Here is a 15,212-nt window from a genome sequence, read left to right on the forward strand (position 1 = left end):
TGGAACACTAAGGTTATGTGTTAGAGGTAAAAGTTGGATGTAAAGATTAACAGTAGTTTTATTTTTTATTTGTTTTGCTATTATATTTATCAAAGACAGTTTTTGTACTCAGAAATAAAGCTTAAATAGTATAAGCTACATAATTGAAGTAGGCTTTTTTTTTGTATATAGTTAAAAATTGTTCACCAATTTTTTTTTATGGCTCCACTGGAAACAATAGGGTTCCTCTCTTTTATAAACCTTCCACTGGAAATAAAGGGGTCTCACATTTTAAGTTCCATTTGAAATTCACAATTAGATGTATCTTTTTTCTCATTAAATTTTGATAAAGGTGCTAAGCACTGTTTTTTCTCCATAACTTTATTTTTATAAATGCTTGCAATGGAAACAAAGGGGTTATCACCATAAGGATTAATAACCCTAATTTCCAATGTAGCGAATGGAAGAAAAGGATGAAATAAAGACTTCAGTTAGTTATAGTAGATTTTCTTTATTCAAGGGTACTGAATTACAGAAGAGTTTATTTTTTCTTCTTTTAGTTCCCTTTACAATACATTTATCTGAAATGGTACCTTTACAGGCTATTTCACGTTGGTGAGTTAAGTCCAAGGTCTTCAGTGGTAGGATGGTAGTCAATATGCAAAATAAAGCTTTAGATGGTCTTTTTCAGGAATTACTTGCAACTGAACCTATTTTTAACAATAAGGAGGTTTTAAGGCCAACATATACTCCTGATACCTTAGTGCATAGAGATGAGCAAATAAACAGTCTTGCAACTATATTGGTTTCAGCTTTAAGAGGTGACACTCCTTCTAATATTCTTATCTACGGCAAAACAGGAACTGGAAAAACAGCTGCTTCCAGGCATGTGGGAAGAGAGCTGGAAAGAATAGGTGAACAACTTAATGTTCAGTGTAGTGTAGTTTATGTTAATTGTGAAGTGATCGATACTCAATACAGGTTGCTTGCTAATCTGGCAAGACAGTTTGGAGAAGATGTACCAATGACCGGTTGGCCTACTGATCAGGTATTTGCAAAATTTAAAGAGGTTATAGACTCAAAAAAGCAAGTAATTGTTGTAATTCTTGATGAAATTGATAAGCTTGTTAAAAAGGGAGATGATGTACTTTATAATCTATCCAGAGCAAATTCAGATCTCAAACAGGCTAAGGTTAGCATGATCGGAGTCTCTAACGACCTTAAATTCACTGAATTTTTAGATCCACGAGTAAAAAGCTCTCTTGGAGAAGAAGAAATCATTTTCCCACCTTATGATGCAGATCAGATCAGTGACATCTTGATGGAAAGAGCAGAAATTGCTTATAAAAATGGAGTTTTGGAAGAAAGTGTCATCCCTTTATGTGCAGCTTTTGCGGCTCAGGAGCATGGTGATGCAAGGCGTGCATTGGATCTATTAAGGGTTGCAGGAGAACTTGCTGAACGCGAAAAGAAACCGCATGTACAGGAAGAGCATGTTAGAAGGGCTCAGGATAAAATAGAAGTTGATCGTGTTATTGAAGTAGTAAAGACCCTTCCCACTCAATCAAAACTTGCACTTTGTGCAGTCATAAATTTGAGAAACAACGGATATAAGAACGTTACCACTGGAGAAGTGTACAATGTTTACCGTCAACTTTGTATTAATGTAGACATGGACATTCTAACCCAGAGGCGCGTGACCGATCTGATGTCAGAACTGGACATGCTTGGTATAGTAAATGCTCTTGTTGTGAGTAAGGGTAGATATGGAAGAACAAAAGAAATAGTTTTGAGTGTCCCCGTTTCCAGTACACAGCGCGTACTTTTTGAGGATTACAGACTGAAGCCACTTGAGGACTTCAAACCTGTAATTACCACTCAAATGCACTTATGATGCTGTTTTCTGATAAAGTCCATATCAGAAAGGCAACATCAGCCTTATCTTCCCTATATATGGTATTCGATATCTGGCAATTCCTATGATCCACTCTTCTTTTACCGGTGTAAGATAGCTTATTTGTCCCTGCTGATCATATATCATATTAGTTTGCTCATTATCCCCTTTAGTGATATAACCATCATGAGGGGCAACTGGCCCTCCTTTCCACATTGGTTCACCTGCTTTAACAAAGTACATCGCTCTATGTATAATAGGTATAACCTCTTCTCTGCCGTAAGGCCGGTATAATATAACATCCCCTTTATCCTTAAATGATACATAATCAGTGGATGCATCATCTTTGGTTATTACAGATGTTCTTTCTATATTTTGGATAAAAATTATATCTCCTATATTCATATGTGGTTCCATACTACCGGATTCCACAGCTACCATTGGTGTCCACATCCCGAATATCAGGTATGAAATTGTTGAAAATAAAAGCACAGCTGCAGCTACAGAAGTTATGTCTCTGGCAAGGGAAATATAAAAGTTCTCGCTTTCTCTAAAAGTTTTAATACCTTCCTTTAAATCCATTCTTTCACCGGATGCTTTTAGATAAAAATGATATAATAGTTTCCTCCTTTCCATTACAACTATATAACAACATAGCATATAGAATACATCGCTCTCCTTGGAGTGCCAGAGGATTGAAAATCTGTGATCAAAATATTTCGCTATTCATAACGCTGATCCTCTATGAATCAGATCGAAGTGATTACCGTTTTCCTAGAAGAAGGATATCAGATAAGCCCGAATGCTGTGGAATTGATATGTTGTCATTGTAACCCACGCAGTCTTCTGGACGATGTCCTGCAGAACATGGACCCTTCTGTGTTAGTAGTGGATATTGAGCATATTAATGAGTGCATTAATGAAAGAGATATTCAAAAAAAATATGAAGTGCCTGTAAAAGCTCCTTTTTCTAAAAGCAGCAATATTATTCCTGCACAAGTAAACCCTATGGTTTCCACTCTTACCTGTCCTCAGTCTTACAATCCTGTTGATGTTTTATTGGACATTACTGATAATTCAACATGTGTAGGCGAATATATGGAATTTGTCCAGTTTTTCAGGAATAGATATAGCAGATTAAGTGAAATGATAAGGGGCAGGTTAAATTCAAGACCTATAGAAAGTCTGAACAAATACCGTAATAAAAAAGGCGGTCGTCGCGAGGGCATGGATAAGGATATGAATGAAGTTTCCATCATTGGTATGATCTCAGACATTAAGAGTACAAGTAATGGTCATAAAATGGTAGAACTTGAGGATACTACGGGTTCTATCTCAGTGCTGATAAGAATGGCTGATAAAGAGCTATTTGAGCTTGCCAGTTGCTTTGTACTGGATGAAGTTGTGGGTATTACTGGTGCTCTTACTAACGATGGTAAACTGCTTATAGCTAAAAAGATCACGATTCCAGACTTACCTAATACTCTGGGTGAAAGAAAAAGATCATACGGCAAAGCTGTCCTCACCTCTGATGTTCATGTAGGTAGTTCTACATTTTTAGAAGAAGAATGGTATCGTTTTATTGATTTTCTCAAAGGTGATACTGACAATGAAGTGATGGCTGAGTTGTCCACGGAGGTACGTTATCTTGTTGTGGCTGGAGATCTTGTAGATGGAGTAGGTATTTATCCGGGACAGGAGATGGAATTAAATATACCGGATGTATATGAACAGTATAAAAAAACTGCAGAATATTTTAGTGAAATACCAAAGCACATTAAAGTTATAATATCTCCTGGTAATCATGATGCTGTGAGACAAGCAGAACCACAGCCCATGCTGCCGGAAAACATACGGGCAGATTTCTCTGAAAATGTATTATTTGTGGGTAATCCCTCTGTTGTTGATCTTGATGGTGTCAAACTTATGATATATCATGGTAGGTCTATTGACGATCTGGTAGCCTCCATACCTGGTGTATCCTATCAGGAACCCACAAAGGCAATGGTGGAAATGATGAAAAGAAGACATCTTTCTCCCATTTATGGCAGCCGGGTATCTATAGCTCCTGAAAAACAGGATCATTTTGTTATTAGCCAGGTGCCAGATATACTGCATTGTGGTCATGTTCACACAGTGGGTGTGGAATGGTACAAGAATGTTCTATTGGTTAATTCGGGTACATGGCAGTCCCAGACCGAGTTCCAGAAAAGAGTAAATGTCGTGCCTACTCCTGCACAGGTGCCTATAGTAGACCTCAGCACTCTTAAGACCACTATCCTTAAGTTTGCTGAGTGATACTTGTAACAGTTTTTATCTAGAAATAAGATTGGCAGTTGAACAGAAAATTATAAATAGAAAATATTTACTACTCAACACCACATCCAATATAAATTTTGAAATTTTTGGTTACAGTATCAAATAAGTTTTTTTAGGTGTTTCTCTTATCTACTTCTTTTTTTCCAAAGCCCCCCATCTTAGATCTCAGAGCAAAAAATATATATTGGTGTGTCCTCAAGTCAAAGTTAAAACTTAATTGCCTGTAAATGCTTTTTGAAGGTATCTTCATGTATGTAATTGCACTAGACCTTGGTACTAGCGGTTTCAGATCGCAGCTGATAGATATAGAGACAAGAGAAACTATTAAAACTGTGATCACTATGGGTCATCCACTCCCTGGCGGGAATGTAATGGACCATCTGGATTTTGCGATCAGCACAGGCAAGGATGTAGCTCATGGATTGATAATTGAGGCTGTGAAGAAAGTACTGGAAAGATTCAATGTTGATCCATTAAGTATACAGAGAATAGCTGTTTGTGGTAATCCTATACAGTTATCCCTTTTTCAGAATAGTGAGATTCTGGACCTTGCGTATGCAGGCGAGGCCAAGCAGAAAAAACTGGGTGTTCACGATGTGAAAAGAGATGCTCGGATCTTCCCTGCCAACCAGATATTCAAAGGCATCTATGAGATGGACAACTGTGAGATAGTAGTCCCTCCTGCAATAAAACATGAGATAGGTGCTGATGCCCTTGCCATGATGATGGAAACCGATTTCATAAACCAGAATGAACCGTGTTTGGTAACAGATTATGGAACAAATGCAGAGATGGCATTAAAAGTAGGAGAGAGGATCATCACTGCAAGCGCTGCAGCTGGTCCGGCCATTGAAGGTCAGGGCATCAATTGCGGTATGCTGGCAGGTCCCGGAGCCATAAGTGATGTTAATCTTGAGGGTTCCTACTGGCGGCTCATAGTGCTCAACGAGGAGATGGAACCCATAGAAAGTGATCTTGTAGATCCAGTTTCCGGTGAAATCATTGAATCTTCTGGAATAAAGGCCAAAGGTATTACAGGAACAGGGGTTATTTCTACCATTGCTTTGGCTATCAAGGAAGGCCTGACGAAAAAGTTGCCGCATCTTCCAGAGGGAAGGATTGTTTTGGGTGATGGGATCATAATCACCGATAAGGATGTGGAAGAAGTGGGTAAGGCGATCGGTGCCATCTGGGCTGCTCACATGACTCTCATGATAGAAGCCGGTATTGAATACTCTGACTTGAAATACGTTTATATGTCGGGGGCTACGGGCACATACGTTGATGCTGAAAAGGCGAGACATTTAGGTTCTGTACCGGGTTTTATCCCTAATATTGTCCAGTTTGGCAACACTTCCATCGGTCTTGCAAGAAAGCTTGCTGTGGATCCTATAAAGTTGTGTGATGTCATATCTGTAGCAAAGAAAATACATGCCGATCATCTCATGATGGCTACAAGTGAAACATTTAAAGACATATATCTCTGTGAACTGTCTTACTGGCAACAGGGAATGCCTTTGGAGATCTATGATCAGATGCTTCAGTTATATAAAATTAAACCTTTCCCCCAAAACCTTGAAAAGGTGAATATAGAAAGACGTGTTTCAAAGGATATTGATGATGTGGGGGAAAAAGGCATAGAGATTGTAAAGGATATAGGTATCATCCTTGAGGCACCTGTGGTAAAATGTATAATGTGCCATAAATGTGAAAAAGACTGTCCTGAAGATGCTGTAATTATCATTGAAAGAGAAGGTAAGAGGTTTGCAAATATAGACAGCCAGCATTGCCTTGGTACAAGTTGTAGACGTTGTGTTACCATCTGTCCCGAACAAACAATGAACCATTCAATTTTGAAGGTGAAGCGTTAAACCTTTGCATGCTAACACTTCTAAAGGTCATAGTATATGGAACCCTCAGAACTTACTGACAGTAATAGAGCAACTTATGGCAGGTATTTTGGCATCTGTACTTCATACCATCATTCTAAAGGTTGCCTCTGTATAAAATGTCCTTCTTATCAGGAAAAAGGGATGATGTTCTGTGCCAGGAAAAATCAGCAAACGCCATCTTTAAAGGCAGGTTGTCTGTGTCTCTCATGTCATACTTATGAGAAGTTCAGACTTGAAGGAGATTATTTTTGTTTTATTCAGTAGTGAGGTAGATACTAATTGAAATTATTTAAAAAAATATTTACTGGCAACTCTACGAAGAAAGACATCAAAAAGATTCACGATGGTGCATTACAGGCTTATAAGAAGGGACATGTTCTTCTTAAGATGCAGAAGTTTGAAGAGTGTATAGCTGCTTATGATCTGGCAGAAGATTTGTGGGAAGAAGAGGTGGACATGCTTACATCTCAGGGTGATTATGAAGCTGCAAAGATATCAAAAGCAAGTGTCCTTAATAGTTTGGCTGGAAAAAGCTATGCAAATTATATGATAGGAAAATATGATAATTCTCTCGAACTCCTTGAAAAGATGTTGGATCAAGTTCCAGATGATCCTGAAAGCCTTTTTAGAAAAGGCTTTGTGCTTTATAAAACTGGGAGATACAATGAAGCTTTGTTTTGTCTTGACAGTGCATTGTCCAAATGTATGCAATTCCCTGAGGCATGGTACTGTAAAGGAAATATTTTAAGAGAGCTTGGAAATTATGAGGGTGCACTTGAAGCTTTTGAGTATTCTATTGAATGTTCGCAGCCTCTTAACTATCAGTTCCCACGGTTTACATGGATTCCTCTCACATCATCTTCTCACATTAAAATGGATAGTGCAGAAGCATGGTACTGCAAAGGTGACATATTTTTCAGACAGACTAAGTATGCAGATGCTCTAGAAGCTTTTAACAGAGCTTTGGCAATAAAACCCGGGTTTGAAGATGCTGCTAAGTTCAGGGATACAGTGCTTCATGAACTTGGAAAGAAAAGTATATCAAATTAGGAATGCTAGTTGAAAACCTATCCTTTTTTTAGTGATAGATAATTAAAAACTAATGCAGGGTCTTTACTAACCCTGCATATTTCAGGTTTTAGTTCAATACTTATGTGCTTTCGCCATTTCCACCATTGCCTGCAGGTTCACTGTGGGTGTCTTGCTGACAATACCACAACCTGGTGCAAGCAATGCGACCCCTGCATCAAGGACTTCCTTTGATTTCTCTTTGATGAACTCAGGTGTCTTGTTCCAGAGCACATTCACAGGGTCCAGGTTACCAACTATCAATGCCTTTTTGACTGCATTGACGGCTGTTGCAGGATCTACATTCTGATCGATACTGATGGCGTTCACACCACTGGATTCCATGAGTGCAAGACCAGCTGTGGTATCACCGCAGATGTGGAGTACTGTAGGCACGTTCAGCTCGTTCATGGCATCTACCAGTTTCTTGTGGAATGGTACTACGAACTTCTCATAGAACTCAGCTCCAATCAGCTGGTAACTTGCTGTTGGGTCGATAATAACCATAGTATCAGCACCGTTCTCCACCATCTTCTTTGCGTATGCAACACTGAAAGCTGTGGAGAACTCCATAAGCTTCAAGCCAAGGTTCTCATCTGTAAAGATATTCATGAACCAGTCATCACCGTTCAAATGCTGGGCAAGGGAGAAAGGACCTATCATACTGCCAATGATGGGTAATTCCTTACCGTACTTGTCTGCCAGGATCTTAATAGCCTCACAGACAACGCCTATCCTGCCGTGGTCCAGACTGTAACCTTCCAATTTAGCTATGTCATCAACGCTCTTGACCACATGGCCTACCACAGAAGGCTGTTGTTCCTGTGTACCTGCCTTGATCTGGCAGCCGAAGAACTCAGCTTCAGCAGTGATATCAAAGGGTACACGTACCGCTTCAAAACCTACAACGGTATGACCAGCTTCGCCTAAATTTGCCATGAGCTGGGCATCTTCATTGGCCTGCGGCCAGAATGCGCCACAAGCTTCCATTTGTTCTACGGTACCGGTCTGCGTGACAGAAATAGCTGCCATACGGTCTACGCTCTGCCCTGTTAAAATACGGGCAAGCCTTTCTTTAGGGGTGTAATCGGACATAATCAGTCTCCTTAAAAATTATGTTCTTTCAAAAGCTTTTCACTGTTAAAATGAAACAAGTGGCTATATACAATCCTCACAGATATGATGGTCTTTGAAAAACCAAAAGGTGAGGTGCTACTTATTATATCAGTTATGAGATTTATATAAACTAGTTCCGTTACTGTTTTTTCACTTTGATTTCTCACTTAAAGTTCATTATTCCCACTTGCAGGGTTTGCCTTCACTCTGTATCTTCGACATGACCTCTATACGTTTGAAACTTTCCCAGAGTCCGTGAACATTGCAACTTGCGACTGCAATTAGATCTGTGAGCACTGATTTTGTACCACAATCACCACACACATTGACCCCATGGATATTACATTGTTCTAACACTTTCACAGCAACAACTTCTTCAGGGATTGTTACTGTGAACTCCGCAGTGGTGCTGGTATCAGATGGTGAATAATTCACTTCTCCTAACTTTATTCCATGCATGGAGAGCTTTATCCATTCGATGTAATGAGATTGTTCCATTACATGTGGAACTGTCACCTTAACAATGAAAGGCTGTCCAGTGAGGACAAGTTCCGGTGCTTCTATCATAGGCACATGCTTCTGCTCAAGCTCTGTGAGGTGAGCTGGATCTACAGGCTTATTGATTTTTTTATCAGTCATTTGATCACCATTTTCCTGAGTTCTATATCAATAAATAAAATAAAAAGCCAGCAGAGCCGGCATTAGAACTTATAGTGTTTCACAGAGTGGTACAGTATAACCACAAAGAACACTATTATTACTCCAAGAGATGAGAAATAGGCTACAGGATCCCATACAAAGCTCATAGCTCCGCTTTCTCCCCAGCCTACAAGCACAGTTCCCTGCAAGACCACTGGTGTTACCACGCAGGTAAAAGCAACTATGAAGACAAAGAGGATGTCAAAGATCCTCATGAAAATTCCTGTTTCTCCTTCCTGTTTAACTGCTGCTGCCATCTTATACCTCCTTAATCATAGTATTCAAATTCGAACATGTGTTTCTTGATGGATTTATATACACCCACACATCCCAATGTTTCTATTCCCAGCAACAGGATTATGAACAGTACATACAGTCCTATGAGGAGAGGTGGTATAGGTACACTGGCTCCTATTATTGACACTATGTTGTATATCATGTACAGTTCGGAGAAGTACAGCAGTGCTAGCAGCAACACAATGACTCCGGCATCCTGATGCAATTTGCTATGGTATCTGTTATTGTCTATATTTGCCAACTTCATCCCTCCTTATTAGCTCCTGTGCATTACCGGATTTGGCCATCCCATATCGCGTTCCCAGTCATGCTCACTTTCCATGCTCTTGTACCTCCAGTTGAAGTAGAAGTACGCTACTATGTAGAACACCAGCCCAAAGATCAGATTGTAACGGTATCCCCAATTGAGTGTCGAGAGAATTATTATTGCAAGGAATATAGTAAAGTAAGCTATCCATGGCTGCAAGGGTCCTATGAACGGACGCACCTTGCTCGAATGCTGTGGGAACATTTTTCTGAACCTTATAAGAGCAAATGGGATCATGACATAGGCAACCATTCCTGATGTGATCGAGAAGGTTATAACCTGGTCAAGGAAACCACTAAATGCAAAAGCAATAGCTATAGGCATTGTAAAGATCACAGCTCTGTAAGGTGTGTAATATCTTGGGTGCACGGCTGCGAACCAGGGTGTCAGGAAATTATCCCTGGACAATGCAAACCATGACCTTGAAGAGTCACACACACATCCGTTTGCACTGGCAATACAGGTAAACAATGTACCTATGGCCAGGAACACTACCAGGAAATACATACCACTTGAAGTTGCTGCCTCATAAAGGGGATATACAGATACTCCGAGTACTGATGCGGGTATAAGGCCAGAACATAGAAACAGCGTCATACCTGCTCCAATAAGCAGAGTGATCATACCAGCCTGTTGTCCCAGTGGAACTGCCCTTGAGGGATGCTTGCATTCTTCTGCGCACATTGCCGCACCTTCTATTCCCAGATAGAACCAGGGACCGAACTGCAATGCAGCAAATATTCCCACAATCCCGTTAGGCATTGCGCCTGAGATCAATTCTGCAGGGTTCCATGGTATATTTCCTATTCCCAGGAGATTGAAGAAGAAGAACATGATTATAGCTATGAAAGCGGTCATGGTTAGCGCAAAGTTAAGAGTAAGTGCAGCCACGACTCCGCGGTAGTTGATAAATGTAAGGATCGATATCACAAGCAATGTAACTGGTAATACTTGTATCTCCGGAAAGATCGATTGGGCTATTGATGCCACGACAATTGAATCTGCAGCTTCCAAGGCAATATATTCCATGTACACGGCAAGACCAACTATGGCAGCTGCTCCTGGTCCTATGAACAATCTTGCCCAGTCATAGGGACCTCCCGCAAGTTTTGTAGCGGCTCCAAGTTCACTAGCACACAGTGCTACCATAACATACATCGTACCTGCTACAAGCAGTGCAAACAGGGAACCAAGTATACCACCCTTTGCAACTGTGAAGTTCCACCCCATATATTCTCCGACAAGCACTATGCCGACACCAAGAGCCCATACGTGATAAGGTCTCAATGTTTTTACAAGGGTGGGGGATTCTGAACTCGTTTCTTCGGTCATTGAGTTTTCCTCCTTTTATGATTTTTTAGACACTTTTACAGCATCCAGCAACACCCAACCTATCAACAAGAAATCGATGAGATAAATTGCACCATTTATCATGGTCCATGTGTCCATTTTAATATGCCTCCGCTGTTTTATATAATTAATAGATATTTCTACTTGGGCTAACCTCCATAAAAAAAAAGCCAGCGATTAATTCGCCGGCTTGGTTTTGGAGGCTTAGAACACCAGCCCCAGTCCTTCGAGCTTCTTTCTTGCTCCTTCGTAGACTTTCATGTATTCATCCGTTGGTTCGATTGTCTTGACGTTGTAGCATTCCTGGAACGTCTTGCCAGCAGGTGCTTTAGCATAGTCGTTCTCGTACATCTTGACGAGGTTGTCCAAGATCTTGTTGACCTCTGGGATCTCCATTCCGGCAGTAGCCCTTGCAGTTTCTCCCATCATCCTGGCTTCCATACCTGTGGTCTTGTCAAGTGCAACACCCTTTGCGGCTGCGACACCAGAGAGGATCTCACGTCCGGAAGCAGTGTCTGTGACGGACTGTGCTGCAGCTTCCAGCAGGCACATCTCGGTACATGGACCTGCACATGGGTAGTACTGGTTGCCTGAGAGAATGTTAGTGAACTCACTGATGGTTGCACATGTCCAGCCTGCGATCATGAGGGTTTCTCTGGTGTTGGTGGAACCCCATCTGATGTGGACAGGACCGTCAAGGTGCCAGCTTGCATTGCTCATCACCATTGCGTTGATGTGGGTTGCAATGTCCACAATTGCTGTCTCTTCTACGCCGCCGGTGTAACCACCGAATATGGGCATCTGTTCGTCCATAATGATGTTGCTGTTAGCCTGATAGTGTGCTATTACAGCAATTGCGTCCAGGTCGATCTTGAGCTCATTGAGCTGTGAGACCTCGTGACTGTCACTGCTTTTCATGCCACCGGCACAGTCTGCAGCTATATTTCCCTGAGCGGACAGGGAAGTCTCTGGTCCCTATATGCCCATACCTGGGCGGCCTGCCATAGCACATGCCTGCTTGATAAGCCTGGTTTCTGTCTTGGCTGCAAGTATTTCGTATGGGCTGCCTGGTACAGGTGACTTGCCGCGGATGGACATCATCACACCATCTACAATGGTGTCGACTTCCTTCTCAAGGGCATAGCTCATGTGTATTGGCATGAACATATCTTCGGATATTGGGGAACCAGTTGGGCCACCCTGAATAATAGGTTTCTTCTTGTCGCCGACATTTCTCTTGCTGACACGCACAGCGTCCCTGCCAGTTCCCAGCCTGAAGTCCTCGCCTGAATTCTTAATGGCATCCCAGATCTCGTCTTCAGTATACTTGACGACCCTGTGGGTGTCGGTACAGAAGATACCACATTCAAGAAGTAACTCGAAACCTGCCTTGAACAGTTTCTCCATCATGTCCTTGTCAGTGGGGACGAACTCGCCCTTGAAATCCAGACCATACTTCTGCTTAAGTTCCATTGTCTTGGATGGGAGGACCATAAGATCCCAGTCGTCCTGAGTTATCTTCTCGCCGCTCTTTGCGCGGTCATAGAAATCATAAACATCAAATGATTTTCTGTATGTCATCTACAAACCTCCTTATTTCATGATATCAATGGCTACACGGGCTGCTTCAGCTGCGTTCTCTGCTGTTGCATCAGCACCGATTTCTTTTATCCATTCCTTGGTAACAGGTGCGCCACCGAACATGCACTTTACACTGTCCCTGAGGCCTGCTTCCTTGAGCAGTATGACCACGTCTTTCTGGCCAAGCATGGAGGTTGTCATGAGTGCAGAACCTACGAGGACGACTTTATGTCCCTTGAGTTTGGCTACTTCTTCAACGACAGTCTCGTTAGGTACATCCACACCCAAATCAACGATGGTAAATCCGCTGGCACCCAGCATTGTGGACACTAACCTGTGACCTATGTCGTGAATGTCTCCTTCCTGCACAAAAGTAATTGCGGTACCTGTGCCTTCTCCCGGCTTCTCCTTTGCAAGTTCAGGGGCCAGGATTTCCATTGCGCCGTTCATGGCCTTAGCTGACATCATGATCTGAGGTAAGTAGATCTCAGCTTTCTCAAATTTTTCACCAACAATATTCATACCCAATGCAAGGCCATCGTTGATAGCATCAAATGCAGGAACACCGGCTTCAAGGGCTTCCTTTGCTGCTGCAACGCAACCATTGATGTCCTGTTTGACTATGGTGTCTCTAAGTTTGTCAAGAATTTCTTGTTTACCCATTTAAGTTCCTCCTATTGTAAATCAACTGTACTTTCAGCAATGCCATTACACGCTATGCTAATGGCTTACCTTCAGAACAGTTTATGATCAGGAAGTCATTCTGAAAACTTCCTACCCCATGATGGTATACGCTAATATATAGTATAATTTGTAGCTGCTTTTCCATAGAAGTACTAATATTGCACTTCTTTTTGATTTTAAGTAAAGTATATGACTTTGTGTAGGAACAGGATATTACAGATGTCATATGAAAGGCAGAAGATATGTGATATTACATGAGGTATATGATCTTGCAATATATATGCGAATTAACTGTCAATATCTAAATTTTCATGAGCATCTGGCGCTGGACAATCTTCACTCTGCACAAAGTATTAATAGAGCATTAGAAAGATACGTTATCAATGGCAATAAAGTGAGTTTTAGAGTATTATGCGATATTCACTGATGAACATTATCTGGTATTCAGAAAAGAGAAAGAATATTCTTCTCCTGTTAAAAGAAGGACCAAGGGATATAGATAGAATAAAAATTTCCCTTAATGAGACCTCACGGTCTATAATGCCTCAGATCAAAAAACTCTTGCAAAAGAAACTCATAGTTCAGGATGGAGAAAAGTACTATCTATCTGAAATAGGAGAACTGATAGTAGAGAATATTGAGCCGCTATTGAATACAATGAGAGTGATAGAAGAGAACAAAGAATTCTGGGCGACAAGGGATCTTAGCGCTCTTCCTCAAAATCTTTTTAATAGATTAGGTGAACTGGGACATTACTTGCTAATAGAACCTGATCTAGATCGTATGTTCGAGCTCCCTAAAGAATTCAAAGATAACGTACTTAAGTCCAAAAAAATGTCCACTTTTATATCTTATGTACATCCACATATCCCTTCCTTTTACTTAGAATTAGCAGACAAAGGTGTTTCTCTTTCATTGTTCATGACTAACGCAGCATTCCAGAAAATGAATTCTGAATATATTACAGAGATGGAAGCTATTTCATCTTACAATGATGTTGAAATCTTTCTGTGCGATGAGAACATACCTTTGCCAACAGTGGCTGTAACTGGATGGTTCACATATCTTTGCTTTTTAAACAGTGAGGGAAGATACGACCACAGGGACATAATTAGTTTTGATGAAAGTGCATTGCTTTGGAGTACTGAACTTATTGATTATTGCAGAAGCAAATCTGAAAGAGTCTGTCTTCCTAAGGAAAAGAGCAACTTAGATCATTGAGGGGGTGGATAAATGGAAACATTATCAGAAACAATTTGGTTTTCAGAAAAACGTAAAGAGCTCATGTTCTTACTATTGGAAGGCCCAAAAACTTCTGAAGAAATAGAACATAAAATGGGAGTAGCCTGGAGATCGATGATGCTCCCAGTAAAAGAACTTAAGGAAATGGACCTGCTTGTAACTGAAAATAGCAGATATATGCTATCTAGCATCGGTAGGATCGTAACAGAGAATGCAAAGCCTGTTTCAGATATCATAGATGTACTGGACAAGAACACTGATTATTGGGCAAACAGAAATCTAAAGTTGATTCCCAGGAGACTCTGCAGAAGGCTTGGAGAACTGGGAAATTTTTCTCTCATAGAGCCTGAACTAAAAGATATGTTCGAATTGCCTGAAAAATATATGACTTCAATTTCCAGATCTACCCACATAATGTCAGTATTATCCTTTTTCCATCCCTCTTACCTTTCAATTTTTAGTGAGATGGCCTCAAAAGGTGTTGAGATTTCACTTCTGCTAACAGAATCTGTGTGGCAGAGAATAAAAGAGGATTTCCAGGAACATAAGGACCAATTGGAAAATATCGGTAATGCACATGTATTCGTTTATCAGCATGAATCTGCACCTCCAACTATAGTTGCCACTGATGTTTTCCTGCTTTTAAGCATCTTTAATAAAGAAGGCAGGTATGACCACAGAGATATTCTGAGTTTCGATGCAAGTGCACTGCAATGGGGCAAAGAGTTGTTCCTTCATTATGTTGAAAGTTCCATTAAAGTGATTTGAAACACTGAAGAGGCAC

General features: G+C 40.8%; 14 protein-coding genes and 1 pseudogene. 7 read left to right on the forward strand and 8 right to left on the reverse strand.

Annotated features, from left to right (window positions below; translation table 11 throughout):
• The first annotated feature begins 637 nt into the window (after positions 1-637).
• The gene (locus METHO_RS00005; RefSeq protein WP_015323470.1) at positions 638-1,873 is read left to right on the forward strand and encodes an ORC1-type DNA replication protein; all 1,236 of its coding nucleotides are present in this window, start codon (positions 638-640) and stop codon (positions 1,871-1,873) included.
• A gap of 24 nt (positions 1,874-1,897) precedes the next feature.
• Here METHO_RS00005 and METHO_RS00010 read toward each other — a convergent pair whose 3' ends face one another.
• Positions 1,898-2,455: a S26 family signal peptidase gene (locus METHO_RS00010; protein ID WP_048830917.1), complete on the reverse strand. Its 558-nt coding sequence runs from the start codon at positions 2,453-2,455 to the stop codon at positions 1,898-1,900.
• Positions 2,456-2,617: 162 nt separating this feature from the next.
• Between METHO_RS00010 and METHO_RS00015 the strand changes: the two genes are divergently transcribed.
• The 4 genes from METHO_RS00015 (at position 2,618) to METHO_RS00030 (ending at position 7,134) form a co-directional block, all read left to right on the forward strand.
• Positions 2,618-4,171 carry a DNA-directed DNA polymerase II small subunit gene (locus METHO_RS00015; RefSeq protein WP_015323472.1) on the forward strand — a complete coding sequence of 518 codons (1,554 nt, stop codon included), beginning with the start codon at positions 2,618-2,620 and terminating at the stop codon, positions 4,169-4,171.
• A gap of 269 nt (positions 4,172-4,440) precedes the next feature.
• Positions 4,441-6,063 (forward strand): methylamine methyltransferase corrinoid protein reductive activase, encoded by a 1,623-nt coding sequence (locus tag METHO_RS00020; RefSeq protein ID WP_048830919.1) that lies wholly within the window; start codon positions 4,441-4,443, stop codon positions 6,061-6,063.
• Positions 6,064-6,099: 36 nt separating this feature from the next.
• Positions 6,100-6,348 carry a DUF2769 domain-containing protein gene (locus METHO_RS14195; RefSeq protein WP_015323474.1) on the forward strand — a complete coding sequence of 83 codons (249 nt, stop codon included), beginning with the start codon at positions 6,100-6,102 and terminating at the stop codon, positions 6,346-6,348.
• 15 nt (positions 6,349-6,363) lie between these two features.
• A complete protein-coding gene (locus tag METHO_RS00030) occupies positions 6,364-7,134 on the forward strand; it encodes a tetratricopeptide repeat protein (protein WP_015323475.1) in 771 nt (256 codons plus the stop codon).
• A 93-nt stretch (positions 7,135-7,227) separates the two neighbouring features.
• On the opposite strand, the gene mtbA is transcribed toward METHO_RS00030, so the two are convergent.
• The 7 genes and pseudogenes from mtbA to METHO_RS00070 form a co-directional block, all read right to left on the reverse strand.
• On the reverse strand, positions 7,228-8,247 hold the full coding sequence (gene mtbA, locus METHO_RS00035) for a methylcobamide:CoM methyltransferase MtbA (RefSeq protein WP_015323476.1): 1,020 nt from the start codon (positions 8,245-8,247) through the stop codon (positions 7,228-7,230).
• A 198-nt stretch (positions 8,248-8,445) separates the two neighbouring features.
• Entirely contained in the window at positions 8,446-8,907 is a 462-nt protein-coding gene (locus tag METHO_RS00040) for a desulfoferrodoxin family protein (protein WP_015323477.1), read from the reverse strand.
• A 62-nt stretch (positions 8,908-8,969) separates the two neighbouring features.
• A complete protein-coding gene (locus tag METHO_RS00045; RefSeq protein WP_015323478.1) occupies positions 8,970-9,224 on the reverse strand; it encodes a hypothetical protein in 255 nt (84 codons plus the stop codon).
• A gap of 11 nt (positions 9,225-9,235) precedes the next feature.
• On the reverse strand, positions 9,236-9,505 hold the full coding sequence (locus tag METHO_RS00050; protein WP_015323479.1) for a hypothetical protein: 270 nt from the start codon (positions 9,503-9,505) through the stop codon (positions 9,236-9,238).
• 15 nt (positions 9,506-9,520) lie between these two features.
• Positions 9,521-10,903 (reverse strand): APC family permease, encoded by a 1,383-nt coding sequence (locus METHO_RS00055; RefSeq protein WP_015323480.1) that lies wholly within the window; start codon positions 10,901-10,903, stop codon positions 9,521-9,523.
• A 222-nt stretch (positions 10,904-11,125) separates the two neighbouring features.
• Positions 11,126-12,502, reverse strand: a pseudogene (locus METHO_RS13180) (monomethylamine:corrinoid methyltransferase).
• Positions 12,503-12,514: 12 nt separating this feature from the next.
• Entirely contained in the window at positions 12,515-13,165 is a 651-nt protein-coding gene (locus METHO_RS00070) for a methyltransferase cognate corrinoid protein (RefSeq protein WP_015323483.1), read from the reverse strand.
• A gap of 447 nt (positions 13,166-13,612) precedes the next feature.
• On the opposite strand from METHO_RS00070, the gene METHO_RS00075 reads away from it, so the two are divergent.
• Positions 13,613-14,407: a helix-turn-helix transcriptional regulator gene (locus METHO_RS00075; RefSeq protein ID WP_245546294.1), complete on the forward strand. Its 795-nt coding sequence runs from the start codon at positions 13,613-13,615 to the stop codon at positions 14,405-14,407.
• 12 nt (positions 14,408-14,419) lie between these two features.
• Positions 14,420-15,196, forward strand: coding sequence for a helix-turn-helix transcriptional regulator (locus tag METHO_RS00080; RefSeq protein WP_015323485.1), 777 nt, complete (start codon positions 14,420-14,422; stop codon positions 15,194-15,196).
• Positions 15,197-15,212: the final 16 nt, after the last annotated feature.

It is taken from the genome of Methanomethylovorans hollandica DSM 15978, from assembly GCF_000328665.1.
In the GTDB taxonomy this organism is placed as follows: Archaea; Halobacteriota; Methanosarcinia; order Methanosarcinales; family Methanosarcinaceae; genus Methanomethylovorans; species Methanomethylovorans hollandica.

What these genes read in the sequence shown, in the direction of transcription:
- METHO_RS00005 (WP_015323470.1), top strand. Translation starts at nt 638, where the DNA reads ATGCAAAATAAAGCTTTAGATGGTCTTTTTCAGGAATTACTTGCAACT.
- METHO_RS00010 (WP_048830917.1), bottom strand. Translation starts at nt 2,455, where the DNA reads ATGGATTTAAAGGAAGGTATTAAAACTTTTAGAGAAAGCGAGAACTTT.
- METHO_RS00015 (WP_015323472.1), top strand. Translation starts at nt 2,618, where the DNA reads ATGAATCAGATCGAAGTGATTACCGTTTTCCTAGAAGAAGGATATCAG.
- METHO_RS00020 (WP_048830919.1), top strand. Translation starts at nt 4,441, where the DNA reads ATGTATGTAATTGCACTAGACCTTGGTACTAGCGGTTTCAGATCGCAG.
- METHO_RS14195 (WP_015323474.1), top strand. Translation starts at nt 6,100, where the DNA reads ATGGAACCCTCAGAACTTACTGACAGTAATAGAGCAACTTATGGCAGG.
- mtbA (WP_015323476.1), bottom strand. Translation starts at nt 8,247, where the DNA reads ATGTCCGATTACACCCCTAAAGAAAGGCTTGCCCGTATTTTAACAGGG.
- METHO_RS00040 (WP_015323477.1), bottom strand. Translation starts at nt 8,907, where the DNA reads ATGACTGATAAAAAAATCAATAAGCCTGTAGATCCAGCTCACCTCACA.
- METHO_RS00045 (WP_015323478.1), bottom strand. Translation starts at nt 9,224, where the DNA reads ATGGCAGCAGCAGTTAAACAGGAAGGAGAAACAGGAATTTTCATGAGG.
- METHO_RS00055 (WP_015323480.1), bottom strand. Translation starts at nt 10,903, where the DNA reads ATGACCGAAGAAACGAGTTCAGAATCCCCCACCCTTGTAAAAACATTG.
- METHO_RS00070 (WP_015323483.1), bottom strand. Translation starts at nt 13,165, where the DNA reads ATGGGTAAACAAGAAATTCTTGACAAACTTAGAGACACCATAGTCAAA.
- METHO_RS00075 (WP_245546294.1), top strand. Translation starts at nt 13,613, where the DNA reads ATGAACATTATCTGGTATTCAGAAAAGAGAAAGAATATTCTTCTCCTG.
- METHO_RS00080 (WP_015323485.1), top strand. Translation starts at nt 14,420, where the DNA reads ATGGAAACATTATCAGAAACAATTTGGTTTTCAGAAAAACGTAAAGAG.